This window comes from Roseibium sp. Sym1 (assembly GCF_027359675.1).
Classification (GTDB): Bacteria; Pseudomonadota; Alphaproteobacteria; order Rhizobiales; family Stappiaceae; genus Roseibium.
In genome coordinates this window covers 6392495-6414797 of sequence record NZ_CP114786.1, presented here as the reverse complement: position 1 = coordinate 6414797, position 22303 = coordinate 6392495, and the positions used below count along the sequence as shown (strand labels likewise).

Annotated in this window: 24 protein-coding genes; 13 read left to right on the top strand and 11 right to left on the bottom strand. The window is 61.2% G+C overall.

Annotated features, from left to right (window positions below):
- Positions 1 to 49: 49 nt before the first annotated feature.
- The 3 genes from minE to minC are packed head-to-tail and all read right to left on the bottom strand — an operon-like array spanning position 50 to position 1991.
- Positions 50 to 310 (bottom strand): cell division topological specificity factor MinE, encoded by a 261-nt coding sequence (minE, locus tag O6760_RS29495; RefSeq protein WP_269583227.1) that lies wholly within the window; start codon positions 308 to 310, stop codon positions 50 to 52.
- Positions 307 to 1128, bottom strand: a complete 822-nt coding sequence (gene minD, locus O6760_RS29490; protein ID WP_269583226.1) for a septum site-determining protein MinD — start codon at positions 1126 to 1128, stop codon at positions 307 to 309. The genes minE and minD overlap by 4 nt, the downstream gene beginning before the upstream one ends.
- A 56-nt stretch (positions 1129 to 1184) precedes the next feature.
- Complete coding sequence (gene minC, locus O6760_RS29485) at positions 1185 to 1991, bottom strand: septum site-determining protein MinC (RefSeq protein WP_269583225.1); 807 nt, start codon at positions 1989 to 1991, stop codon at positions 1185 to 1187.
- Positions 1992 to 2334: 343 nt separating this feature from the next.
- Between minC and O6760_RS29480 the strand changes: the two genes are divergently transcribed.
- On the top strand, positions 2335 to 2667 hold the full coding sequence (locus tag O6760_RS29480; protein WP_269583224.1) for a hypothetical protein: 333 nt from the start codon (positions 2335 to 2337) through the stop codon (positions 2665 to 2667).
- A 35-nt stretch (positions 2668 to 2702) separates the two neighbouring features.
- Here the strand turns inward: O6760_RS29480 and O6760_RS29475 are convergent, their stop codons facing one another.
- Together O6760_RS29475 and O6760_RS29470 are read right to left on the bottom strand one after the other, a co-directional pair.
- Positions 2703 to 5219: an ATP-binding protein gene (locus O6760_RS29475; protein ID WP_269583223.1), complete on the bottom strand. Its 2517-nt coding sequence runs from the start codon at positions 5217 to 5219 to the stop codon at positions 2703 to 2705.
- Complete coding sequence (locus O6760_RS29470; RefSeq protein ID WP_269583222.1) at positions 5216 to 5944, bottom strand: response regulator; 729 nt, start codon at positions 5942 to 5944, stop codon at positions 5216 to 5218. The genes O6760_RS29475 and O6760_RS29470 overlap by 4 nt, the downstream gene beginning before the upstream one ends.
- 251 nt (positions 5945 to 6195) lie before the next feature.
- On the opposite strand from O6760_RS29470, the gene phnD reads away from it, so the two are divergent.
- From phnD to O6760_RS29445, 5 genes are all read left to right on the top strand, one after another.
- Complete coding sequence (gene phnD / locus O6760_RS29465; RefSeq protein WP_269583221.1) at positions 6196 to 7173, top strand: phosphate/phosphite/phosphonate ABC transporter substrate-binding protein; 978 nt, start codon at positions 6196 to 6198, stop codon at positions 7171 to 7173.
- A 65-nt stretch (positions 7174 to 7238) separates the two neighbouring features.
- A complete protein-coding gene (gene phnC, locus O6760_RS29460) occupies positions 7239 to 8012 on the top strand; it encodes a phosphonate ABC transporter ATP-binding protein (protein ID WP_269583220.1) in 774 nt (257 codons plus the stop codon).
- The gene (phnE, locus tag O6760_RS29455; RefSeq protein WP_269583219.1) at positions 8009 to 8803 is read left to right on the top strand and encodes a phosphonate ABC transporter, permease protein PhnE; all 795 of its coding nucleotides are present in this window, start codon (positions 8009 to 8011) and stop codon (positions 8801 to 8803) included. The genes phnC and phnE (O6760_RS29455) overlap by 4 nt, the downstream gene beginning before the upstream one ends.
- Positions 8803 to 9600: a phosphonate ABC transporter, permease protein PhnE gene (phnE, locus tag O6760_RS29450; RefSeq protein WP_269583218.1), complete on the top strand. Its 798-nt coding sequence runs from the start codon at positions 8803 to 8805 to the stop codon at positions 9598 to 9600. Before phnE (O6760_RS29455) ends, phnE (O6760_RS29450) begins: the two co-directional genes overlap by 1 nt.
- A gap of 290 nt (positions 9601 to 9890) precedes the next feature.
- Positions 9891 to 10811 carry a DMT family transporter gene (locus O6760_RS29445; RefSeq protein ID WP_269583217.1) on the top strand — a complete coding sequence of 307 codons (921 nt, stop codon included), beginning with the start codon at positions 9891 to 9893 and terminating at the stop codon, positions 10809 to 10811.
- 868 nt (positions 10812 to 11679) lie between these two features.
- On the opposite strand, the gene O6760_RS29440 is transcribed toward O6760_RS29445, so the two are convergent.
- From O6760_RS29440 to O6760_RS29420, 5 genes are all read right to left on the bottom strand, one after another.
- On the bottom strand, positions 11680 to 12828 hold the full coding sequence (locus O6760_RS29440; RefSeq protein WP_269583216.1) for an ABC transporter permease: 1149 nt from the start codon (positions 12826 to 12828) through the stop codon (positions 11680 to 11682).
- Positions 12825 to 13763, bottom strand: a complete 939-nt coding sequence (locus O6760_RS29435; RefSeq protein ID WP_269583215.1) for an ABC transporter ATP-binding protein — start codon at positions 13761 to 13763, stop codon at positions 12825 to 12827. Before O6760_RS29435 ends, O6760_RS29440 begins: the two co-directional genes overlap by 4 nt.
- Positions 13760 to 14710, bottom strand: a complete 951-nt coding sequence (locus O6760_RS29430) for an HlyD family secretion protein (RefSeq protein ID WP_269583214.1) — start codon at positions 14708 to 14710, stop codon at positions 13760 to 13762. Before O6760_RS29430 ends, O6760_RS29435 begins: the two co-directional genes overlap by 4 nt.
- A 222-nt stretch (positions 14711 to 14932) precedes the next feature.
- Complete coding sequence (locus tag O6760_RS29425; protein WP_269583213.1) at positions 14933 to 15226, bottom strand: hypothetical protein; 294 nt, start codon at positions 15224 to 15226, stop codon at positions 14933 to 14935.
- Positions 15227 to 15317: 91 nt separating this feature from the next.
- Positions 15318 to 16022, bottom strand: coding sequence for a ParA family protein (locus O6760_RS29420; protein ID WP_269583212.1), 705 nt, complete (start codon positions 16020 to 16022; stop codon positions 15318 to 15320).
- A gap of 396 nt (positions 16023 to 16418) precedes the next feature.
- Between O6760_RS29420 and O6760_RS29415 the strand changes: the two genes are divergently transcribed.
- The 5 genes from O6760_RS29415 to O6760_RS29395 all read left to right on the top strand — a co-directional run bounded on the left by O6760_RS29415 (position 16419) and on the right by O6760_RS29395 (position 20197).
- Entirely contained in the window at positions 16419 to 17324 is a 906-nt protein-coding gene (locus O6760_RS29415; protein WP_269583211.1) for an alpha/beta hydrolase, read from the top strand.
- Positions 17325 to 17379: 55 nt separating this feature from the next.
- The gene (locus O6760_RS29410; protein ID WP_269583210.1) at positions 17380 to 17772 is read left to right on the top strand and encodes a hypothetical protein; all 393 of its coding nucleotides are present in this window, start codon (positions 17380 to 17382) and stop codon (positions 17770 to 17772) included.
- Between the two features lie 61 nt (positions 17773 to 17833).
- The gene (locus O6760_RS29405; protein WP_269583209.1) at positions 17834 to 18292 is read left to right on the top strand and encodes a hypothetical protein; all 459 of its coding nucleotides are present in this window, start codon (positions 17834 to 17836) and stop codon (positions 18290 to 18292) included.
- Positions 18293 to 18358: 66 nt separating this feature from the next.
- Positions 18359 to 18997, top strand: a complete 639-nt coding sequence (gene grxB / locus O6760_RS29400; protein ID WP_269583208.1) for a glutaredoxin 2 — start codon at positions 18359 to 18361, stop codon at positions 18995 to 18997.
- Between the two features lie 123 nt (positions 18998 to 19120).
- Positions 19121 to 20197, top strand: coding sequence for a serine hydrolase domain-containing protein (locus O6760_RS29395; RefSeq protein WP_269583207.1), 1077 nt, complete (start codon positions 19121 to 19123; stop codon positions 20195 to 20197).
- Between the two features lie 35 nt (positions 20198 to 20232).
- Here the strand turns inward: O6760_RS29395 and O6760_RS29390 are convergent, their stop codons facing one another.
- A complete protein-coding gene (locus O6760_RS29390) occupies positions 20233 to 21147 on the bottom strand; it encodes a LysR family transcriptional regulator (protein ID WP_269583206.1) in 915 nt (304 codons plus the stop codon).
- An 84-nt stretch (positions 21148 to 21231) separates the two neighbouring features.
- On the opposite strand from O6760_RS29390, the gene O6760_RS29385 reads away from it, so the two are divergent.
- Positions 21232 to 21378: a hypothetical protein gene (locus tag O6760_RS29385; RefSeq protein WP_269583205.1), complete on the top strand. Its 147-nt coding sequence runs from the start codon at positions 21232 to 21234 to the stop codon at positions 21376 to 21378.
- 150 nt (positions 21379 to 21528) lie between these two features.
- Entirely contained in the window at positions 21529 to 22191 is a 663-nt protein-coding gene (locus O6760_RS29380) for a class I SAM-dependent methyltransferase (protein ID WP_269583204.1), read from the top strand.
- Positions 22192 to 22303: the final 112 nt, after the last annotated feature.

Genomic DNA, 22303 nt, shown 5'->3' with positions numbered 1-22303 from the left:
CGTCCCTTTGGCGTGAAGTGCGAACCGGCCGCGAGGGCCGGTTCCTCGTTCAGGACGCCCTTGCGGAAGGCAGTTCGATGTCGATGCCGAGGGTGGTGACATCGCCGGTGCGATCCATCTCGAGCCGGACCGAGTCCGGATCGATCTCCACCCGCTTGGCGACCACCGCGAGAATGTCTTCCCGCAGGCTGGAGATCAGCACCGCGTCCGAGCCGTCATCGGCCCGTTCATGTGCCAGCAGGATCTGAAGCCGGTTCTTGGCAACCGAGGCACTCTCGCCCCTTTTGCCAAAGAAGCTCAGGATGTTCATGCGGCCCTCCCCTTGAAGAACTTGCCGAGAAGGCTTTTCTTTTCTTCCGGGATGGTGACGGGAATGTTCTCGCCCAGAAGGCGCCGGGTTGCCTCCATATAGGCCTTGGCGGCCGGGGAATTCTCGTCGGACAGGGTGATCGGGAGGCCGACGTTGGAAGCCTTGAGAACGTCCTTGCTTTCCGGCACGACACCGATCAGCGGCACGGACAGGATGTCGACCACGTCATCGGTCGCCAGCATGTCGCCGGTTTTGGCACGCTCCGTGTCGTAACGGGTGATCATCAGGTGCTTGGGCATGCGTCCGCCGTCTTCGGCGATCTTGGTCTTGGCGTCGAGCAGGCCGATGATCCTGTCGCAGTCGCGCACGGAAGAGACTTCGGGGTTGGAGACGATGATGGCCTCGTCGGCGTGACGCATGGCCAGCGTCGCGCCACGTTCGATCCCGGCAGGGCTGTCGCAGATGACATAGTCGAAATACATGCGCAATTCGCTGATGACGCTGGCAACGCCTTCTTCCGTCAGGGCGTCCTTGTCCCGTGTCTGCGACGCCGGCAGCAGGTAAAGGTTGTTTAGCTTCTTGTCGCGCACCAGCGCCTGTTTGATCGAGGCTTCGCCGCGCACCACGTTGACAAGATCGAACACGACCCGGCGCTCGGCGCCCATGATCAGGTCGAGGTTACGCAGGCCGACATCGAAATCGATGGCACAGACCTGATAGCCTTCTTTGGCGAGCGCCGAGGCGATGGCGGCGGTGGTCGTGGTCTTGCCCACTCCGCCCTTGCCTGACGTGACCACAACGACGGTGGCGTTGCTCATGGTGTTCGTCCTGTTTTCGTTGTCGAATCCCCGCCAGGCGGCAGCCGGATCCGGGGTTAATTCAGTTCTTCAAATACGAGGGTCTCGTTCTCGAAGCGGATCTGCGCCGGCGCATTGCGCAAGGTGCCGTCGAAATCGTCCGCCACCTTGTAGAGGCCGTTGATGGAAACCAGTTCGGCATCCAGTTTGGAGCAGAAGATCCGGGCACAGTCCTTGCCGGCAACACCTGCAAGTGCCCGGCCGCGCAGGGCGCCATAAACATGGATCGATCCGCCCGCGATGATCTCCGCGCCCGAGCTGACCGAACCGATCACGGTGACATCGCCGTCGGGATGCAAGATGCTCTGCCCGGAGCGGACCGGCTCGGTGATCACGATCGACGAGCCGCTGACAATGCTGGCGGGCGCCGCCTGCTTGTCATCACTCTCCGCGCTCGTGTGGCTTTTCTTCCGCGCCGCAGTCGGTGCTTTCGTGTCGGTTTTTTCTTCCGCCCGGGCTGCCTTTGGCGCCTTGGCTTGCGTTTCGGCAGTCTCCGCGCCCGGCGAGTTCGTGGAGGGCGTCGGCACGTCGATATCGGACGCAAGCCGGCCGCCGGAGAAACTGGGCGGCATCCCTGGCTTCAGCCGGGTGCCGGAAACGCCGTCGATGCCCATCACCCGCACGGAACGGGTCCCCAGTTCTTCCAGGAGCTGCTCCAGGTCTTCGATCGCGATTTTGCTGCCGCGCACGTCAAGTATGATCGGCCGGTCGATGAAAAAGCCCGGCGAGCGGGCGATGATGCGGTCGATTTCGCCAAGCCAGTCGGAAAACGGTGGCTCGGGACTCAAGACAATTGCAATGAAGGATTTTCCCTTGAACTTCATCAAAGAGGTCCGGCGGCGTCAGCGGTCAAAGTGATTTGGTCGGATAAACCTATCATTAACCGTACCGGACAATCGGGCGGCCTGCCGTTTTCCACCGATATCAATTTTTACAAGGTTTTTCAGACAATTGGCCCTTCCGCCAAGGCAGTTTGTCAAAAACTGTAATGCTATCCTGCAAATTATACCGACGGGATGCACGGGAATCAGTAGATTTCGGGACTTCCTGTTTTGTTTTCCGGTGCAGGAGTTAACTCAATTTCCGTAAAATGCTGGATTTTTGTCATATTGCAGTGCATCATTAGAAATCGGGTGTTCGGGGCGTGCTACGTCTTTGGGGAAAAGAATGAGCAATTTCAGTGACGTGATGAGCTATCTGGGTCTGGCTCCTGCGGAGGCAGCCGTGGCTTTGAAGGTTTCGGAAGACGAAATTGTTCGCTGGTGCAACACCAGCGAAGCGCCACCCTTGCATATCTGGCAGGGCCTTGTGCGCATGCTGGATGAAATCCGTATTTCCGCCGAGGAAGCAGCGAAATCGGCGGACCTGGATCACCTGGAGGCCACTGATCTCAATCGTGTCTCCCTGATGGTGCCCGGTCAGGCCGCATCGGAATTTGCCGGCCCGAAGCGGGCGGCCACCGCGCTCGCCGTCGCGGCCCTGGCGCGGGTGTTTGTCTGACGCAGGGTCAGAGTTCACAAAGGCACGCTGACCGCTCAATTCTTGACCACCGGGTCAACCTCGCCAAGCTTGGCCGCGAGAGCTTCCGCGGTAACCGGCTTTGCAAGCTTGGCAAACCGCTCTCCAAATTCAGACCCGATCGGGTCGTTTTCAGGCAGGTGCCCGGAAACGGCGATCGCAGTGCAGTCGGGAACCGTTTCGAGCGCCTGTAGCACAAGCGCCCAGCCGCTCTGCCCGTTATCGAGTTGCAGGTCGGAGACGAGGACCGACAGGGACCGGTCACGCCGGAGTTCGGTCCGGGCCTTCTCAAAGCTGTTGGCGGTCGAGACGTCGTATCCGAAACCTGCCAGCATTTCCGAGATCGCCCGGGCGGACCCGGTATCGTCGTCCACGACAAGCGCCGTGCCGGTCCGCCGGGGCGGCCCGGCATTTTCCTGGCCATGCCCGTCCATCGCCGGAAACGTCAGGGTGACGCAAGTTCCCTGGCCCGGTTGCGAGTCGATGGCAATGGTGCCGCCGGACTGGTGGACGAACCCGTGAACCATCGACAGGCCAAGGCCCGTTCCTTCTCCGTCCGCGCGGGCGCTGAAGAACGGTTCCGCGGCCTGGCGCAGCGTGGTTTCGTCCATGCCGCAGCCGTCGTCCCTGACGGACAGCGCAACCGCGCCATCCTCGAACCGGTGGACGCCGATCTCGATCCGGCCGCGGTCGCTGATGGCCTGGCCGGCATTGACACACAGGTTGAGGATCGCGCTTTCCAGTTGTCCCGGGTCGATCCGGGCGCATAGCGGACCGTCGTCACAGCTGATCGTCAGTGTCACCGTTTCCGGAAGAGCCATGGACAGCAGGTCTTCCATGCCTTCGGCAATGGCCGCAATGTCGGTCTCCCGAGGGGTCAGGTGCTGTTTTCTGGCAAAGGCGAGCAGTCTTTCGATCAGGGAAACACCCAGTTCCACCGCGTCGTTGATGCGGCCGCGCAGCACCGCGGCCTTGGGCGACGGCTCGTTTTCCAGCAAATGCAGATTGCCGGAAATAGTGGACAGGATGTTGCCGAAATCGTGCGCGACTTCGCCGGTGACCTTGCCGAGACTTTCCACGCGGCGGATTTCCTCGAGCCGTTCGTCGATGCGCTTGCGCTCCGTGGTCTCCGAAAACAGCCAGACCGAGCCTCCGTCCGGCAGGGGCGAGCGGCGCACTTCCAGAACGCGGCCGGTGGGATCGGCATATTCCGCGAACCCGGCCCGTTCGTTTTCTCTGGATCGCCGCTCGAAAGGGGACGCTTCGATGAGCTGCGCAAGGTTCGGGCGGGGACCGGTTTCGGCGGGCATCAGCCGCAACAGCTCCCTGACCCGGCCGTTTTCGGCAATGATCTGCCCGGTGGGCGAGAGCACGGCGACCCCGTCGCTGATGTTCTGAAACACGGTGATGAAGAGTTCGTTGCGGCGCCAGACTTCCCGGGTTTTGCGTTCCAGGCGCAGGGCGTTGGAGCGGAACTTGCGGAAGGCTTCGGACAACTGGCCGATTTCGTCTCTGGAGATCGTCTTCCTTGACAGTTTTGCCTTCAGATCGCCTGCCGCCAGACGGCGCATCACGGCGGTGATCTGATGCAGGTTCGCGATCACGTAGCGGGAGACGAACACCGCGGATCCGACGGCGACGATCATGCTGAGACCGGTGAGAGCCAGAATGACCGTCTTGGCGAAGGTGATGCTGGTGGTGGTCCTGTCACGCGATATCTGCAGCCGGCGCTTGGCATCCGTGACCGTGTTCAGCGCAAAGGCATTCACCTGGGCAACTTCCGTGCGGATGCGGAACAGCGCGTTCTCCGCGTCCAGTTTTGCCGCAAGCCCGGAAAACCGCAGGGCGAATAGGTCGCCTCTCTTGCTGACCGCTTCCTCGACCTCCCGAAGGCCGTCCGAAACGGGCGGGGGCAGGGTGGCGCCGATCTCCCGCCTGATGCGCCGGTAGTTGCTCTCGTGCTCGCCAACCTTGATCAGCTCCTGGCTGCGCAGGGCGCCGATGGCGGCCATGACGAGCTGTTGCAGGGACGACCAGCCCTGGCGAAGCTGCGGGGGCTGCGCGCCCTCTTGCGCCAGCCTGCGGAAGCGGCGCTGGAGACGGTCGAGTTCCCGGTCGATCAGCGCGATGGTCGCGGCATCCTCCGCCTGTGGGGCCATGACGGTGACAAGGTCATTGATCGCCACCCGGATGCGGGCGAGCGGCCGGCTCAGTTCGGGAGCACCGCCCCCCAGTTCATCGATGCGATCGAGGGTCGCCAGGATGTCGGCTGCTTCGCTTTCCAGCTGGAAACTGGGGCTGAGGGTCATCAGGAACGGTGCCGAGGTCGCCAGCTGGGAAGCGTTGCCGGACAGCTCGAGCGCATCGGAAACCTCGGCCAGCGTCTGCCCGTGATACGTATCGAGGCGCTCCTCGGCGCTGGTGAGCGTATAGAGCGCGATTGCCCCGATCACCATGATCACGACAAGGAGAAGGCCGATCGCGGACAGCAGCAGCGAGCGGATGCTCGGCTGCCTCATGCGGGCGGACGTCATGGGGTGTCCGCCTGCAGGACGAAGATGTAACCCTGCGCCCGCCGGGTCTGCAGATGCACGGGTTTGGACGGCACGTTCTCGATCTTGCGGCGCAGCCTGAGGATCAGGACATCGATCGTCCGGTCCACGTAGCGCTGCATGTCGCTGCCGATTTCCTTCATCAGCTCCGTTCGCGGGATGATGCGATCGGGATTGCGGACGAAATAGTCCAGCAGCACATATTCCGCGTTTGTCAGCGGGATTTCCTCGCCGTTCTCGTCCAGCAGTTCCCGCCGCTGCAGGTCCACCCGTTTGCTGCCGAAGATGATCTGCTGGTCCTTGCCGGTTCTTGTCGCGCTGGCAACACCGTGGCCATAACGCCGCAGAACCGCCCGGATGCGTGCAACGAGTTCACGCGGGTTGAACGGTTTCATGAGATAGTCGTCGGCGCCGGTCTCAAGGCCGATGATCTTGTCGATCTCGTCGCCCACGCCGGTCAGCATGACAATGGGGAGTTCCGAGATTTCGCGGATATGGATGGCCAGCGACAGGCCGGATTCACCCTTGAGCCTGAGATCGATCAGGGCCAGGTCGAAATCTTCCGGATTGCCCGCGGCCTTGAAACCGGCACTGTCCTGAAAGGCAATCGGTGTGAAGCCGCTTGAGTCCATCAAAGCGGAAAGGGTCTCGCGCACATCCGCATCATCATCGATGATCGCGATTACCGGCTGTCCCCTGGCGTCCATTTCGTCGCTCTCTCGCAGTTCATCAAGCTGTCTAGCATGAGAGCCCGGGGCGGGTACCGGAATCTTGTTACAAATGTTTCACAGGTGAGTGCCGGTTGTAACACTGTTAACAGAAAAGGCTTGGCCTCTCTGTTCTGTTAACAGTTCAGCGCTCGCGAACGTCCGGCGGCTCCCGATACGCTGACGGCGATCGGTCAGGAGGCCCGCGCAGGTCATTGCCGGGACGGACCGGTCCACGATGGGAGGAAAATATGAGAAACTTGTTGGCCCGGCTCGGTTCCGCGGCTTGTGTCGCCGGTTTTGCGATGACGTCTGCCTATGCGGCGGACTGCCCCAACCAGGGCGCGCTCGACACGATCTACTGTGATGCGGATGGCGATCTGGTCGCCGACGCGCCGACCGATCCGGCCGAGCTGAGCAATCCCGACACGCTGGTCTTTGCCTATACGCCGGTCGAGGATCCCGCGGTCTATGCGGATATCTGGGCACCGTTCATCGATCATCTGGAAGAAGTGACCGGCAAGGACGTCCAGTTCTTCGCCGTGCAGTCGAACTCCGCGGAAGTCGAGGCCATGCGCTCCGGCCGTCTGCACATTGCCGGGTTCTCCACCGGGCCGACGCCGTTCGCGGTGAACCTTGCCGGCGCGGTGCCCTTCGCGATCATGGGCAGCGAGGACGGCCAGTTCGGCTATCGCCTGCAGCTCTTCACCCAGGCCGATTCCGACATCAAGACACCGGGGGACCTTGCCGGAAAGCGCGTGGCGCATACTTCGCCGACATCGAATTCCGGCAACCAGGCTCCCCGCGCGCTGTTCCCGGGCCTGGGCGTCGTGCCGGAGCAGGACTACGAGGTGATCTATTCCGGGTCGCATGACCAGTCGATGCTCGGCGTTGTCGCCGGCGACTACGACGCGGCCCCCGTGGCGTCCGAAGTCGTGGAACGCATGGCCGAGCGTGGTCTTTACGATCCGGCCGATGTACGGCTCGTGTGGGAAAGCGACCCGTTCCCGACAACCTCCTTCAACTACGCCCACGATCTCGATCCGGCGCTGGTTGAAAAGATCAAGGAAGCGTTCTTCAGCTTCGACTTCGCAGGCAACAAGCTCGGCGAGGAGTTCGAGGGCGTCAGCCGGTTCGTTCCCATCACCTACAAGGACCAGTGGGCCGTCATCCGGCAGATCCAGGCCTCCAACGGCGTGGAATACACGCCGCAGGGCCTGTCCAAGTAAGCCCCAAGTCCTCTTGGCCCGCCGTCCGGTTTCCGGGCGGCGGGCTTTTCCAAACGGTGAAAAACATGCTGAAAATAACGGGTCTCGTAAAACGTTACGGGGCAGGGGATCCCGTGCTCAAGGATCTTGATCTCGAGGTTGCGGGCGAACAGGTCGTCTCGGTCATTGGGTCCTCCGGAGCCGGCAAGAGCACGCTCCTGCGGTGCATCAACCGGCTCGTCGAACCGACATCCGGGTCGATCATGCTGAACGGCACCGAATTCACCAGCCTCGGCAAGCGGGACCTGCGCCATGCAAGGCGCCGCGTCGGCATGGTGTTCCAGAGCTTCAACCTGGTCGACCGTCTGACGGTCATGGAAAACGTCCAGAGCGGCCGCCTGGGGTACATCTCGACCTGGGCCGCCCTGACGAGGCGCTATCCGAAGGAAGACATCCGGCGTGCGTTCGACCTGATGGAACGTGTCGGCATCGCCCATTACGCCGACAAGCGCGCCGACGAGCTTTCGGGCGGCGAACGCCAGCGTGTCGGTGTCATCCGGGCGCTGATGCAGCAGCCGGAGATCCTGCTGGCGGACGAGCCGACGGCCTCGCTCGATCCGAAGACGTCGGAGCAGATCATGACGCTGTTGCGCGATCTGGCCAGCGAGTTGAAGCTGCCCGTGATCATCAACATCCACAACGTCAACGAAGCCAAGGAATTCAGCGACCGCATCGTCGGCATGCGCTACGGGCGCATTATTTTCGACGACCTGCCCGAGGCCTTGAGCGAAGACGCCATGCACCAGATCTATTCCGGCATTCCGCATGCCGACAGAACTGTCGAAGGTGCCGCGGCATGAGCGCGGCCAGGGACCATTGGCACAAGCCGCCTTTCATCGCCAACCCGCTGCTGCGCTACGGTCTCTACGCGGCCATAGCGGTCTATGTTGCGATTACCCTCGCGACCCTGCCGATCGACTGGGATCGCGCGGCGCAGGGACTGGCGCGGGCCGGGCGGATTTTCGGCGGCGCCTTTCCGCCCAGTTTCCAGCGCAGCGAATTGCTGATCGACGGGTTTCTCGAAAGTCTGAAGATCGCGATCCTGGCAACGGTCGGGGGGGTCTTGCTGTCGATCCCGATCGCCTTCATGGCCGCACGCAACATCGCGCCGCTGCCGGTCTATTATCTCGGCCGGGCGATCATCATCCTGGCCCGCAGTTTCCACCCGGTGATCGTGGCGATCATTTTCGTCAAGGCGGTCGGGTTCGGGCCGTTTGCCGGCATCCTGACGCTGATCGTCTATTCGATCGGTTTCGTCGCCAAGCTTCTGGCCGAGCGGATCGAGGAGATCGATCCGGGCCCCGTGGAAGCGATGAAATCCGCCGGAGCCTCCTTCCTGCCGACCCTGGTCTATGCGGTCGTGCCGCAGATCATGCAGCGCCAGATCGGGCTGAGCATCTACCAGCTCGACAGCAACCTGAGGGCCTCCGCCGTGGTCGGCATCGTCGGTGCCGGCGGCATCGGGGCGACGCTGGCCAATGCCTTCGGCCGGTATGACTACGATTTCGCCCTGGCCATCACCATGGTCATTGTCGGGGTCATCCTGATTTCGGAAGCCGTCAGCGGCGCCATCAGAAAGCGGATCGCGTAATGGAACAGCTCACCTTGCAAGACTGGTCGCGCTACACGCCGATGCAGCGGTTTCAGCGATATGCCTGTTTTGCCCTGGCGGCGCTGGTCGTCGCCTGGGCGCTGGGCAGCGTCAACATCATCTGGGCCTGGGTGTGGGACGCGCCGACCCAGATGGGAGACCTGTTCAGCCGGATGGTCCCGCCGGATCCGGCCAACCTCGACCAGATCCTCCTGGCATTGTGGGACACGGTCAACCTGGCGACGATCGCAACGGCCCTGGCGGTGCTTCTGGCACTGCCGGTGGCCTATATCGCCGCGCAGAACACCACGCCCAATGCCGTGACCCTTTGGATCGGCCGTTTCATCCTGGTGTCGTCCCGTTCGGTCAACACGATCATCTGGGCGCTGCTGTTCGTGGCCATCTTCGGACCGGGCATCGTGGCCGGGATCGTCGCGATCATGTTCCGGTCGATCGGATTTCTGGGCAAGCTGCTGGGCGAAGCCATCGAGGAAATCGACCCGAAGCCCGTCGAGGCCCTGCAGGCTTGCGGAGCGTCCCATTTCAAGGTGGTGCTGTACGGCATCGTGCCGCAGGTTATGCCGACCTTCTTTGCGGTCAGCATCCTGCGCTGGGACATCAACCTGCGGGAATCGACGGTCCTCGGACTGGTCGGCGCCGGCGGTATCGGCGTGATCCTTCAAGGGGCCATCGACACGTTCAACTGGCAGGAAGTCTCGACCGTGCTGCTTGCGATCATCGCGTTGGTGGTCACCGGCGAGATCGTGTCCTCCTATCTGCGCCGCCGCATTCTCTAGCTTTTGGCGCAGCAGGCGGAAAACAGGAGTGCCCCGGAGGCGGTGGAGCGAGAAGGTCCACCGCCTCTTTTGTGTTGTGGAAACCGGCGCCGGAACGGCGGAAAACCGCACGGCACGGATGGAGCTTTCTTGAACTTTTCGCCGTTTCAGCGATGATCCATTGAGCCAATGGTGCCAGCCGTTGATTGCCGCCCCCGGTCGGCTGACGAGAACCCCATCGTCGCGCCTGTGTCCGCGTTGCCTGCACTTCCCGACGGCAGGCGCTACCCCGAACCGAAAAAGGCCTTGCCATGTCCGCAACGTTCAAGGGACTTGCCGCCGCGCTCATCGCCTTCGCCCTGTTTTCCACGCATGACGCGTTGATCAAGGCGCTCGGGGCCGGGTACCCGGTGTTCCAGATCATCTTCTTCTCGATGCTGTTCGCCTTCGTGCCGATGTCGATGATGATGCTGGCCGACAAGGCGGTCGACAATTTCCGGCCGCGGCACCCCTGGCTGGTACTGTCGCGCGCAGGGCTGGCGATCATTGCCATGTCCTGCGGTTTCTACGCCTTCACGGCGCTGCCCCTGGCGGAGGTCTACGCGCTGCTCTTTGCCATGCCGCTCCTGATCACGGCCCTGTCGGTGCCGCTTCTGGGGGAAAGGGTCAGGGCTCAGCGTTGGGCCGCCGTGGTTGTCGGTCTGATCGGGGTTCTAATCGTTTTACGTCCCGGCGTGACCGAGCTGACACTGGGTCATGCAGCCGCGCTTCTGGCAGCTTTCGCCAATTCGCTCTCCACCATTCTGGTGCGCAAGCTGGGCGCCAAGGAACGCCCGGCCGTCCTGATCCTCTATCCGATGATCCTGTCGATGACGGCCATGTCGATGACATTGCCGGTGGTCTATGTGCCGGTGCAGCTCATCGATCTCGGCATGATGGCGGCGATCGGTTTTCTGTCGGTCATCGCCCAGTTCGGTACCATCACCGCCTACAAGGCCGCTCCGGCTGCGGTGGTCGCGCCGCTGCAATACAGCCAGATCCTGTGGGCGACGCTGTTCGGCATGCTGTTCTTTTCGGAAACGCCGGATCTTTACGTCGGCATCGGTTCGGCGATCATCATTGCCTCCGGCATCTTCGTCGTCTGGCGTGAAAGCCGGGAGAATGTCTCCCTGCAGCGTCCGGTCACCAAGAGCGCCAATCCGCGCTTCGATACGGGGCCTCAGCCGAAGTAACGAAAGCCTCCACACCCAATGGCGTCATCCTGAGGAAGCGCGCAGCGCTGTCTCGAAGGGTCGGCCGCTTGTTCCAGCGTATGCCGCGGATCCTTCGAGACGGACCTGGCGGTCCTCCTCAGGATGACGAGGTGGGCAGGGGCGAGGCCTTTAAAAACTACAACCCGCGCTTCGATATCGGACCTTGGCCGAAACAGGATTGGGACGCCTTTGCCTGCCTGCATTTGGGAAGCTGCCACACTCCAGGACGTCATCCTGAGGAAGCGCGTGAGCGCTGTCTCGAAGGGTCGGCCGCTTGTTCCAGTATATGTCGCGGGATCCTTCGAGACGGACCTGGCGGTCCTCCTCAGGATGACGAAGTGGGCAGTGGGTGAGGCCTTTAAAAACTACAACCCGCGCTTCGATACCGGACCTTGGCCGAAACAGGATTGGGACGCCTTTACCTGCCTGCATTTTGGGAAGCTGCCACACCCAAAATCGTCAACCTGAGGAAGCGCGTGAGCGCTGTCTCGAAGGAACGGCCGCTTGTTCCAGTATATCTCGCCGGATCCTTCGAGACGGACCTGGCGGTCCTCCTCAGGATGACGAGGTGGGCAGGGGCGAGGCCTTTAAAAACTACAACCCGCGCGTCAATACCGGACCTTGGCCGAAACAGGATTGGGACGCCTTTGCCTGCCTGCATTTGGGAAGCTGCCACACTCCAGGACGTCATCCTGAGGAAGCGCGTGAGCGCTGTCTCGAAGGAACGGCCGCTTGTTCCAGTATATGCCGCGGATCCTTCGAGACGGACCTGACGGTCCTCCTCAGGATGACGCTCTGGGAAGGGGCAGGATGGCACTCCATAAGGAAGAAGCGGGTGATCCAACGGTCAATCCAGCCGTTTCTTGAACCTGAGGGCGGCAACGATCATGCCGAGAACGAAGAAGCCGATCATCCAGATCACGTCGCGCTGCAGGTCGAGAAGGCTGGCGTCGCGCAGCACGAAGCCGCGGATCATGCGCATGAAATGGGTCGCCGGCAGAACCTCGGCAATGTACTGGGCGATCAGCGGCATGCCCTCGTAGGGGAACATGAAGCCCGACAGCAGGATCGACGGCAGCAGCACGAAGATGGTCATCTGGGTGGCCTGCAACTGGCTTTGGGCGATGGTCGACAGCACCAGCCCGAGCGACAGGCTGGCGCCGATGAACAAAAGCGTTCCGACAAAAAGATCCAGCATCTTTGCCGCGAAAGGCACGTTGAACAGGACATGACCGAGGCCCAGGATGATGACCGTCTGCAGCAGCCCGATGAAGATATAGGGAATGATCTTGCCGATCATCAGTTCCATCGGCCGCACCGGCGTGTTGATCAGCATCTCCATGTTGCCGCGCTCGCGTTCGCGCACGATGGCCGCCGAGGTGAACATGATCATGGTCATGGTCAGGATGATGCCGACAAGGCCGGGAACGATGTTGATGGCCGTGCGCTGTTCGGGATTGAAGAACAGGGCGACCTCGAAGGTCGGTGTGGACCGGTTGGGTGCCTGCCGGTTCAGCTCCGCCAGCGGCATGTTGCGCAGGGACTTGATCGAGCTGGCGATCACGGTGTCCGAACCGTCGACGATCCATTGCGCCACGGGCCGGCTGGTTTCCTCGTCGGTCGAGGGCGGCGTGCCGAAACCGGCGGCAGGGGACCGCGCCACGCGCTGGGACAGGTCGTCGGGCAGGATGAAGGCGGCCCGGACACGGGCAGCCTTGATGGCGTCTTCGGCCGCTTCGATCGAGTTCAGCCGCTCGGTGACCTTGACCACCGTCGTCGCCTCGACCATCTGGATCAGGATGCGGCTGAGGCCGGTCTGGCTGTGGTCGACCACGGCCACGGGAATGTCGCGCACGTTGGTGTTGATGGCGTAGCCGAACAGGGTCAGCTGGATCAGCGGGATCATGATGACCATGCCGAAGGTCATCCGGTCCCGGCGCAGCTGGGCGAGTTCCTTGGAAAAGATCGCGGCAATGCGGGACAGCGGTCGGATCATTGGCGGCCTTCTCCCGTTGCCGTGACGAAAACGTCTTCCAGGTTCGGGCGCACCTGCTCGATCAGGGTGGCGCCCCCGGTTTCGGGCTTGGCTTTCAGGAACCCCGCGGGGTCGGAAATGTCCTGGCGCACGAGCACACGCAGCCGTGCACCCAGCTGCGCCGCCGCCATGATGCCATCGCTGCCCAGCAGGTGCCTGCGGATGTCGCGCAGGTTGGGGGCTTCGATCTCGACCACGTTGGCGCCCATGGCCGCCATCAGCTCCTTGGGGGCGCCGTCGGCGCGCTTCTGGCCCGATTCCATGATCGCGATCTTGTGGCAGCGTTCCGCCTCGTCCATGAAATGGGTCGTCACCACGATCGAGGTGCCGCCGTCGACGAGGTCGAACAGCTGTTCCCAGAAATGCCGGCGCGATTCCGGGTCGACCGCCGAGGTCGGCTCGTCCAGGAACAGAAGCTGCGGCTCGTGCAGGACGGCCGTTGCCAGCGCCAGGCGCTGGCGCTGGCCGCCGCTCATCTTGCCGGCGAAGCGCCCGGCAAGATCGGTCAGCTCATACCGCTCCATGACCTCTCCGATCCGCTGCTTGCGCTTCCTGGCGGACAGACCGTAGATGGTCGCCATGAAATTGAGGTTTTCCCGCACCGTCAGGTCGCCATAGAGCGAGAAGGCCTGGGTCATATAGCCGATCCGGTATTTCAGCGTTTCGGCGTCCCTGGGAACGGACAGGCCAAGCACCTCGACGGTGCCTTCCGTCGGCGTCAGCAGGCCGGTGAGCATGCGCATGGCGGTGGTCTTGCCACAGCCGTTCGGCCCCAGGAAACCATAGATCATGCCGCGCTCGATCGTCAGATCGAGGCCGTCGACCGCGCGAAAGCCCTTGAAGCTCTTCACCAGGCCGTCCGCCCGGACGACGATCTCCGGCGTGCCGTTCGTCACGGCAGCACGACCTGTGCCGGGACCCCGTTTGGCAGGTCCTTGGTGCTCTCCGGAAGCTGGACCTCGGCCACATACATCAGCCGGGCCCGTTCCGACTGGTTGAGCGCATAATAGGGAGTGAAGGAGGGTTCGGAACTGATCCAGCGAACGGTGCCGTCGATCGGCTTGTCCAGGCCGTCGATCCTGACAGCCAGCGTGTCGCCCTCGTTGATCTTCACCCGGTGCGGCTCCGGCACGTAGACCCGGGCGTAGGGCGCATCGCCCGCCAGCATCACGACGACCGGGCTGCCTATGGTAACGCGTTCGCCCAGGTTCCAGGGCAGGTTGTCGAGGACGCCGTCCCGCGAGGCCGTGATGGTCAGGTCCGAAAGGATCTTCTGCTGGGTGGCAAGGCTGGCCTCCGCCGCATTGAGCTCGGCCTTGGCAATGGCGAGATCTTCCGGTCGTGTCCCGGCAACCAGTTCCTTCAGTTCCTGTTCCGCACTCTGGAGACTGGCGGTGGCGGCGTCCCGGCTGGCCCTGGCGCTGTCGAGCTGCGCCTGGCTGCTTGTGCCGCGGCCGGTCAGGTCGTTGAACCGCTTGAAGGTGGCCTCGGCCTCGACAAGGGCCGCCTTGGCGCCGGCGACATTGGCCCTGGCCTTGGCGATGTCCTCCTCGCGGGCACCGTTTTCAAGCTTCTCCAGGTTGGACTTTGCCTTCTGCACCTCGGCCCGGGCCTGGTTGACGATGGCCTGCTGCTCGGCGGGATCAAGCTGCGCCAGCACGGTGCCCTTCTTGACGAAGGTGCCCTGGGCGACCGGCAGGTCGATCAGCACCTCGTTCGCCGTTGCCGTCAGCGCCACCCGGTCCCGCTCAAGGTTGCCGAGCGCGATATTGCCGTCGTCGCCGTTGCAGGCCGCAAGAAACAGACAGGTGAGGCCGGCAAGGACCGGTTGGGACAGGCGCATGGTTTCCTCCCTGAACACCAGCCGCTCGCATGAAGACGTGGCTGAGTCGCCTCAAACTTTAGCGCGACTTTCGGGGGAGGGCTATCGGCAGGGGGCAAAGTTAAGGCAGTTGCGACACCCGCAGTCGTCATCCTGAGGAAGCGCGTCAGCGCTGTCTCGAAGGATCGCCAACTTGCTCCCAAATGCGCGGCAGATTCTTCAAGACGCCGCTGTCGTGGCTCCTCAGGATGACGACAAAATGGGGGGATAGAGCATTTTCCGATCAATAAGGTTCATTTGACCGAGACGGTTTGGCGCGCTGGCTAGGCGGGTCACGCGCGGTGGTGTTTCCCACCACAAGGGTGGGCCAACGACGCCGGCGTGCCAAACCGTCCGGCCCATTTTCAATTGTTTCTCATACGCATCCGGGCTGGTGCGGGTGAGAGTATCCGGCCCATCGGCAGCGTTGCGCCGCTTGCCCGATGCACCGCATCGCGCTTCGCGACGCGCCTTGCCGTCTGAACCGGATACACTCATCAAATGATCCTAATTGATCGGAAAATACTCTAGGTCCAGGACAAAAAAGCCGGGCAGGACCCGGCTCTGGAAAACTGCGAAGAAGGGCCCGTCAGCTGGCCCGCTTGAAGACGTCGTACCAGCGTTTCTTCGGTACGGTGATCGCCCGTTCCAGGACTTCCGCGGCATAGAGCGCGGCGTTTTCCCGGGCCTTGCGGACCCCGCTGACCAGCTTCGGATCGAGGCCGGCGAGGCCGCCGCCGAATTCCATCATGTCGCGGAAGGCGGCGCGTTCGACGATCGGCGTCATCAGGACGTCGATATTCTGCGCCGACAGGAAATCCTGTACCGCCTTCATGGCGCGGGTCGTGACCGCGGCATTGGTGCGTGTCAGGACAACGCAATGCTTGATGTCGTGGCGGACGATCTTTTCCAGTTTCTTGATCAAGGTGAGGATCTTGGCGCCGCCGCGCGCATCCATCGACGAGCCCTGGATCGGCACCACCACGAGGTCGGAGACCGACAGCGCGTTGGCGACGATCAGGTTCTCCGTGCCTTCCAGGTCGACGATGACATAGTCGGACTGTTCGGCGGCATGGGTGATCTGCTCGGTGATCGAGGCGGGGGAGACTTCACTGACAACGCTGATGCCCGGGCAGGACTTCGGCAGTTCGAACCATTTCGAGATCCATTTCTGCGGATCCGCGTCGAAGATGGTGACACGTTTTCCCCGTTCCGCGACTTCTGTCGCCAGCAGCAGGGCGGCCGTGGTTTTTCCGGCACCACCCTTTGCGTTTGCGAAGGAAATGACTGGCATCTTGGCTCTCCTGACCTTGCCGAGCATTGTCGAGTTGAGAAGTCTTCTTGGGACTTATCTCACTGTCACTCTTGATTTTTTATGGTTACCAAATCCTTAAATTCGCAATTTGCGAGACGGTTATTCAAAGGGATGCCGGCATTTGTGGATAAAACGGGCAGTTTTCCTTGGTACAATTTGCAGGGGTGCTGAACGAATATTTGACTTTCTTCATCTGCAACCGGCCTCCAGTTGGCAATGGCCGACCGTTTCCGGGAATCCGCAGCTGGTCACATGCCAGGCGGAAGACATGATCGGCATCGGTTTTTGACCGGCAGCCGATTGCATGGTTACCGGCCGCCGCTTAGGGTATGGCCAGTTTTGATCGCGTGATTTGCCCGAACCAAAGGACGTCCCATGCTGCCCCGGTCTCTCGCTTTCCGGACCGCCCGTCTCGCAAGAACGGTCCTGCTCGGGGCCGCTGTCGCCCTGGCGGGGACCGCAACGGCCCAGTCGGAGATGCTGAAGCCCTACAAGGACAGGCTGTTCCGCTACAAGAAGATCCACGAGACGCTCTATGACGGCGATTTCCTGGTGGTCGAATATTCCAAGCAGCGCGACCTGCGCGACCGCGACGAGGTCGACGAGCGCCGGGTCTATGGCAACTACGTGTCCTACAAGCCCAAGCGTGGCCGCGGCAGCGCCGAGCTGAAGGCCAATGGCCGCACCATCGAATACATGGGCACCGGCAAGTGGAAGGGTGGCGCGAATGCCATCGTCATCTACATCCACGGCCAGGGCGGCAACCGCTTCCAGGGCATGAACGACGTCTCCTTCGGCGGCAATTTCAACCGGGTTCAGAACCTCATGGTGCGCAATGGCGGTGCCTATCTCACCGTCGACATCAACCATTTCGACAAGCGCGGCACCGCCGATGTCGCCGCGCTGATCCAGTATCAGAAGCAGCTCTCGCCCCGCGCCAAGGTGGTGGTCGCCTGCGGCTCCATGGGCGGCATCATCTGCTGGAACCTGGTCAAGAACGGCAATTACGCAAGCCTGCTCAGCGGCATCATGCTGCTCGGCTCGCCCAAGGACCCGAATTTTCTGGGATCCAGCGCCCTTGGCCGCAACGTGCCGATCTACATGGGCCAGGGCACGCTCGACCGGGTCTACAACTGGGAAGACCAGGCGAATTTCTTCAAGCAGATCAAGCAGCGCGCGCCGAACTATCCGATCAAGTTCACCCTGTTCGACACCGGCACCCACGGCACCCCGATCCGCATGACCGACTGGCGGCTGGTGCTGAACTGGATGCTGGGGTGAGTTTTGGTTAGTTGACTTTGCATTTGTAGAATTCTTAGGAAAGCGACTGACTACAGTGAATATTTACAAAAATACACAGTGGATGAATATCGGTCTGGCAATCGTGTTCGTGGGTGTGGGGCAATGGGGAAGCGGAATTCCCCAAGTATTCGCGTTTGGTGCAATTTTTGTTTTGTTTGCAAATATTCGTTTTTCGGAAAATGAATTGGGCGTTTGGTACAATATCTCAAGCGCATTTATAGCAATAATTTATGTCGCGTTTCTGGCAGATTTTCTAAGAAGATCGCCAGAAGTAAATCTTGAATGGTTTGAAAGCGAAAAGCACTATATCTTCATGGTTTCTATGTTTGGCGGATATACGGTCGGATGGCTGGCTCGATTGCTCAGTTATCTTTTTTTGGCGATTGTGCGGAAGGCAAGGTATCCAATACCAGTCAGGGCACGGTAAAAAAGCAAGTGTGATCTCTAGACCAGCTCACAAACACAGATTTGGCGAGGCGATCTCCAAAATGGCACCTGATGAAAAAGCTCGACAGGAACAAGTCTCGATCAACACAGTCAGGTTGATCCTCTTGGGCAGTTTGTTACTGCTTGGTCCGGTTGCTCTTTTGGCTTACGAGCCATTTGCCTTGATTGCGCTTGGTGGATTTGGTCTCGCGACATTCTTGCTGACTGTGATGGCAAGCCCTGAGAACCGTTCTTCTCGTGGGCAATTGATTCTGATGTCGCTGCTAGCCTGTCTCTTTGCTTTGAGCTTTATTTTAGGACAAGAACCAAGCATCTTTGAACCAGAGTTTTATGTGGTCACGTCTGAAACGAAGCAACCAACACGTTTCAATCTTTTGATTTTGATGGCGCTTGCATCACAATGTGCGGGCGAAATCTCACGCTATTTGGCAAGTTTTGTCTTTGCCAAGATGTCGAAATCAGAAGATGAAAAAGCAAATCATAACTTTGAAGAAGGATGAGTCTACCGAAGGCATGTGGCCCCCTGTTCTCACGCAACTTCGATACCAGCTCAAAAAGAAAGTTACATGAAACTCCTGATGTTCGAGCACTGCTCGCTCTGTTTCCGCGTGCGCATGATCGCGGCGCTGAAAGGCATCGTACTGGAAGAGCAGGTGGTTCTCGACGATGACAGCGCGGCGATGATCTCGCTGGTCGGACGGCGGGTGATCCCGATCCTCGTCAGGGACGATGGCACGCCGATGCTGGAAAGCATGGATATGGTCGATTACATCGAGGCCATGGGCGATCCGGTCCTCACCGGGCCGGAGCGACCGGACATCGCGGAGCTCTGTGCCCGTATCCTGAAGATCTCGCCCTTTCTGACCATGCCGCGCTATCCGCTTCTGAACCTGCCCGAAATGGCGACCGCGTCCGCATGCGCGCATTTTCTAGCCCGCAAGCTCAAGGTCTACGAGGATTTCGAGGCCTTGAAGGCCCGCACATCGGACTTTATCGGCGAACTGATGCCTGTGCTCAAAGATCTCGACCACAGGATCGAGAGCCCCGAGGCCGTCAATGGTGAACTCTCCAGGGACGACATCCGTTTGTTGCCGCTGCTGAGATCGGCGGCGGTGGTGAAGGACCTCGTTTACCCCGACAAGGTCCGGACCTATTTCGAGACACTCATGGCGCGTACAGGCATTGAGCCGCTGCCGGTGGTATGAGCAGCCGGTCCTTTTGTCGACACGATCCTTTGCCTTGATGGGGGTTCCCGGCGGACAGCAAAGACCATGCGATTTCTGAAAGCTTTTTCTCTGATTGCAGTCGCTGGCCTAGGCGGCTTGACGGTGGCCTATGCCAGTGGCCTGTTCGAGCCGCTGCAGGCGGCCTATCCGCGCTCGGTCTGGCCGGCGCTCGGATCGTTCGAAACGATCCCGGGCCAACCCAGGCCACTTCACCAGGTACCGGCTCTCGCTCAACTGAATACGCGTGGACAAGACCTGTTCAAGGACTCCGGCAGCCACGCCCTGCTGGTGCTTCACGGCGGCCGCCTTGTTCTGGAGAACTATGCCGACGGCTACGGACCACAGACCAGGTTCAATTCCTACTCGCTGATCAAGAGCGTGGTCGGCGCGCTTGTCCTTCGGGCCGTATCAGAGGGGAAGATCTCCAACCTGGACGATCCGGTCGGCACCTATTTGTCCGGGTTCGGGACCGAAGATTTCCGCAACAGGCCGGTCGGCAGCTTTCTGGAGATGCGCAGCGGGCTCGATTTCGAAGCGGACGGAGCGGACAAGCAGGACCGACTGACAACCTATAACCCGTTCGGGAAACTGGCGCAGCTCCATGCCGGCAGCATCTCCGCTGTTGAAGACCAGTTGAAGGTCTCGCCGGAAAAGATGGACCTGTTCGTCTACCAGAATGTGAATACCGCCGTGCTCGGACATGTGCTTGAAACGGTCTATGGCCGGCCGCTCCACCAGCTGGTTACGGAGCGTATCTGGCTGCCTGCCGGTGCTGGTGAGGCTCATTGGCTGAGGCACGGAAAGGATGGGCCGGTCACGGCCTATTGCTGCCTTTACGCCACCCCGAAGGACTGGCTCAGGGTCGGGCGCTACCTGATGACCAACGGGACGCCTGAACGGCCGTTCTTGCCGCAAAATCTGTGGGGCGATTATTTCGGCGCCGGCCTTTCCGGCAAGGGCCGGTCAGACGGCACATACGGGTCGCATATCCGTCACAACGTCCTCGACCGGCCGGGCGAAGCGCTCCAGGGCCCGTTTTCCTACATGATGGGGCAGGGCGGGCAGATCGTTTACATAATGCCAGGGGAGGATCTGGTTGTCGTCCGCTTCGGCGAGCGCCACTCCCTGCTGCATTCAACGCTTTATTCAGCGTGGAACAGTCTGGCGGGCAAAAACTGAACCGAAACGCCAGCCCGGCCTGAAAACCCGGCCGATCAGTCTCCAGATATATTGGTCGGCTTAACCTTCAACAGCCCTTCCGCCAGATGATCGAACACCACCCGGATCCTTCGGCTGGTGTGCAGTTCGCGGTGGGTGACCAGCCAGATCGGGAAGGTGATCGGGTCGAGATCCGTGAAGGCCGGCACGATCTCGGGAAAGCGGGCGGCGATCTCGTCGGCCATGATCGACAGGCCGAAGCCCTGGCGAACCAGTTCCCAGGCGACAACGCCGTTCGGCGAGCCGAGGCGGATATTGGCCTCGCTGACCTCCAGTCCGAAGGCCCTTAAGTAACCGACCAGTTCCTCGTTGTTGTCGAAGCCGATGAAATCCATCTCCGGCGCGTCGGCTTTTGTCAGCGGCCGCTCGTATTGTTCGACAAGGGATCTTGCGCCGAAGACGCGGGCAGGGGCCTCGCGCAGCTTGCGGGCAAAAAGGTCCGGATGGTCGGGCGCGACATGGCGGATGGCGATATCGGCTTCGCGGCGGCGCAGGTCGCTGAGGCTGTTGGTACACAGCAGCTTTACCTCGATCCCGGGCGCCACCTCGCGCAGGTTCCTGAGGATGTCGGGCAGGACATGCGCGGCCATCAGGTCCGTGGTCGAGACGGTCACCAGTCCCTCGACCTGCTGCGATTTGCCCGATGCGGCGAGGGACACGCGGCTGGCGGCCTCGCCCATGGCGCGGACATGGTCAACCAGCTCGACCCCGGCCTCCGTCAGGATGAGCGACTTGGACACCCGCTGGAACAGTGTAACGCCCAGGGTTTCTTCAAGGGCGGCCACCTGCCGGCTCAAGGTCGGCTGTGTCAGGCCGAGCGCGCGCGCGGCGGCCGAGAGAGAGCCTTCCTCGGCGGTGACGAGAAAGGCACGGGCCTGGTTCCAGTCGAAGGTGATGGTCTGCCAGTTCATGCAAATATGTATATCAACTACGCAAAATTCCGCAATTTCCATTCTTTTCTGATGAGGCTACGTTAATCGGGAAAGGAGACGCCAATGTCCTCGTCCTCGTTGATGATCCAGTTGGCAAATATCGTTCTTTCGGTTCTGGATTTCCTGGCGTCCCCCACGGGCGGCCGCGATATCGGTCGTGACATTCTTCAGAAAATCGGCCTGCGCGGGACCGGCGGTCGGAAGAAATAGGCGGGCCAGAACCCGGGTATTTACGGCTTTGCGACGCAACGCAGGCCGGGGGCATGTTTGTTCCCGGCGTTAAAGTTCTGCGCGCAGCCAGGAGTGTGACGGTGGAGCACCCCTCCGCATGAGACGAAACTGGACAGATCAGAGATGACAATGACACTGACACAACAAGGCGGCCTGTCGACCCGTTTCTGGGACAAGGCAGCCCGCAAATACGCTGCTTCCCCGATCAGAAACGAGGAAGCCTACAAAAAGACCCTTGCGCGCACGATCGAGCATCTTGGTCCGAATGATGCCGTGCTTGAACTCGGCTGTGGCACCGGTTCGACCGCGTTGCTCCTTGCTGGCAACGTGAAATCCTACAGGGCAACGGATTTTGCCAAGGGCATGATCGACATCGCGGAAGAGAAACTCGCCGCCGGGAGGGCGGACGGATCGGCCCCGGAGGGATTGAGCTTCGCGGTCGCCGACGGCTTCAGTGAGAGGGTCGAGCCGCTGAACGGCGGACACTACGATGCCGTGCTCGGGTTCAACTTCCTGCACCTCGTCGAGACCCCTGAGGACCTGCTGGAACGGGTGCATCATCTATTGAAACCCGGCGGACTGTTCATCTCCAAGACCGTCTGCCTTCGGAAAAAGGCCTGGCTGTTCGGTCCGATGATCAAGGCGCTTCAACTGATCGGCAAGGCCCCTTTCGTGCGCATATTTTCGTTCGATACCCTGGAGCAGACGATCACGCAGGCCGGCTTCGAGATCATCGAGACGGGAACCTACCCGGCCCCCTACAGCCGGTTCGTGGTTGCCCGCAAGGTCTGACATCCGGTGAGAGCGGGCAACTCGTCAAATTAAAACGATTGAAATGGCCGAAGACAGCCGCTTGCCGCTGGCGGATGTGAGTGTTAGGTGTTGTCTACCTGCCACTCACGCC

What these genes read in the sequence shown, in the direction of transcription:
- O6760_RS29475 (WP_269583223.1), bottom strand. Translation starts at nt 5,219, where the DNA reads ATGACGTCCGCCCGCATGAGGCAGCCGAGCATCCGCTCGCTGCTGCTG.
- O6760_RS29405 (WP_269583209.1), top strand. Translation starts at nt 17,834, where the DNA reads ATGGCACCTGATGAAAAAGCTCGACAGGAACAAGTCTCGATCAACACA.
- O6760_RS29385 (WP_269583205.1), top strand. Translation starts at nt 21,232, where the DNA reads ATGTCCTCGTCCTCGTTGATGATCCAGTTGGCAAATATCGTTCTTTCG.
- phnE (WP_269583219.1), top strand. Translation starts at nt 8,009, where the DNA reads ATGAGCGCGGCCAGGGACCATTGGCACAAGCCGCCTTTCATCGCCAAC.
- phnD (WP_269583221.1), top strand. Translation starts at nt 6,196, where the DNA reads ATGAGAAACTTGTTGGCCCGGCTCGGTTCCGCGGCTTGTGTCGCCGGT.
- phnC (WP_269583220.1), top strand. Translation starts at nt 7,239, where the DNA reads ATGCTGAAAATAACGGGTCTCGTAAAACGTTACGGGGCAGGGGATCCC.
- minC (WP_269583225.1), bottom strand. Translation starts at nt 1,991, where the DNA reads ATGAAGTTCAAGGGAAAATCCTTCATTGCAATTGTCTTGAGTCCCGAG.
- O6760_RS29415 (WP_269583211.1), top strand. Translation starts at nt 16,419, where the DNA reads ATGCTGCCCCGGTCTCTCGCTTTCCGGACCGCCCGTCTCGCAAGAACG.
- O6760_RS29440 (WP_269583216.1), bottom strand. Translation starts at nt 12,828, where the DNA reads ATGATCCGACCGCTGTCCCGCATTGCCGCGATCTTTTCCAAGGAACTC.
- O6760_RS29425 (WP_269583213.1), bottom strand. Translation starts at nt 15,226, where the DNA reads ATGAGTGTATCCGGTTCAGACGGCAAGGCGCGTCGCGAAGCGCGATGC.
- O6760_RS29445 (WP_269583217.1), top strand. Translation starts at nt 9,891, where the DNA reads ATGTCCGCAACGTTCAAGGGACTTGCCGCCGCGCTCATCGCCTTCGCC.
- minE (WP_269583227.1), bottom strand. Translation starts at nt 310, where the DNA reads ATGAACATCCTGAGCTTCTTTGGCAAAAGGGGCGAGAGTGCCTCGGTT.
- phnE (WP_269583218.1), top strand. Translation starts at nt 8,803, where the DNA reads ATGGAACAGCTCACCTTGCAAGACTGGTCGCGCTACACGCCGATGCAG.
- grxB (WP_269583208.1), top strand. Translation starts at nt 18,359, where the DNA reads ATGAAACTCCTGATGTTCGAGCACTGCTCGCTCTGTTTCCGCGTGCGC.
- O6760_RS29470 (WP_269583222.1), bottom strand. Translation starts at nt 5,944, where the DNA reads ATGGACGCCAGGGGACAGCCGGTAATCGCGATCATCGATGATGATGCG.
- O6760_RS29390 (WP_269583206.1), bottom strand. Translation starts at nt 21,147, where the DNA reads ATGAACTGGCAGACCATCACCTTCGACTGGAACCAGGCCCGTGCCTTT.
- minD (WP_269583226.1), bottom strand. Translation starts at nt 1,128, where the DNA reads ATGAGCAACGCCACCGTCGTTGTGGTCACGTCAGGCAAGGGCGGAGTG.
- O6760_RS29430 (WP_269583214.1), bottom strand. Translation starts at nt 14,710, where the DNA reads ATGCGCCTGTCCCAACCGGTCCTTGCCGGCCTCACCTGTCTGTTTCTT.
- O6760_RS29380 (WP_269583204.1), top strand. Translation starts at nt 21,529, where the DNA reads ATGACACTGACACAACAAGGCGGCCTGTCGACCCGTTTCTGGGACAAG.
- O6760_RS29420 (WP_269583212.1), bottom strand. Translation starts at nt 16,022, where the DNA reads ATGCCAGTCATTTCCTTCGCAAACGCAAAGGGTGGTGCCGGAAAAACC.
- O6760_RS29480 (WP_269583224.1), top strand. Translation starts at nt 2,335, where the DNA reads ATGAGCAATTTCAGTGACGTGATGAGCTATCTGGGTCTGGCTCCTGCG.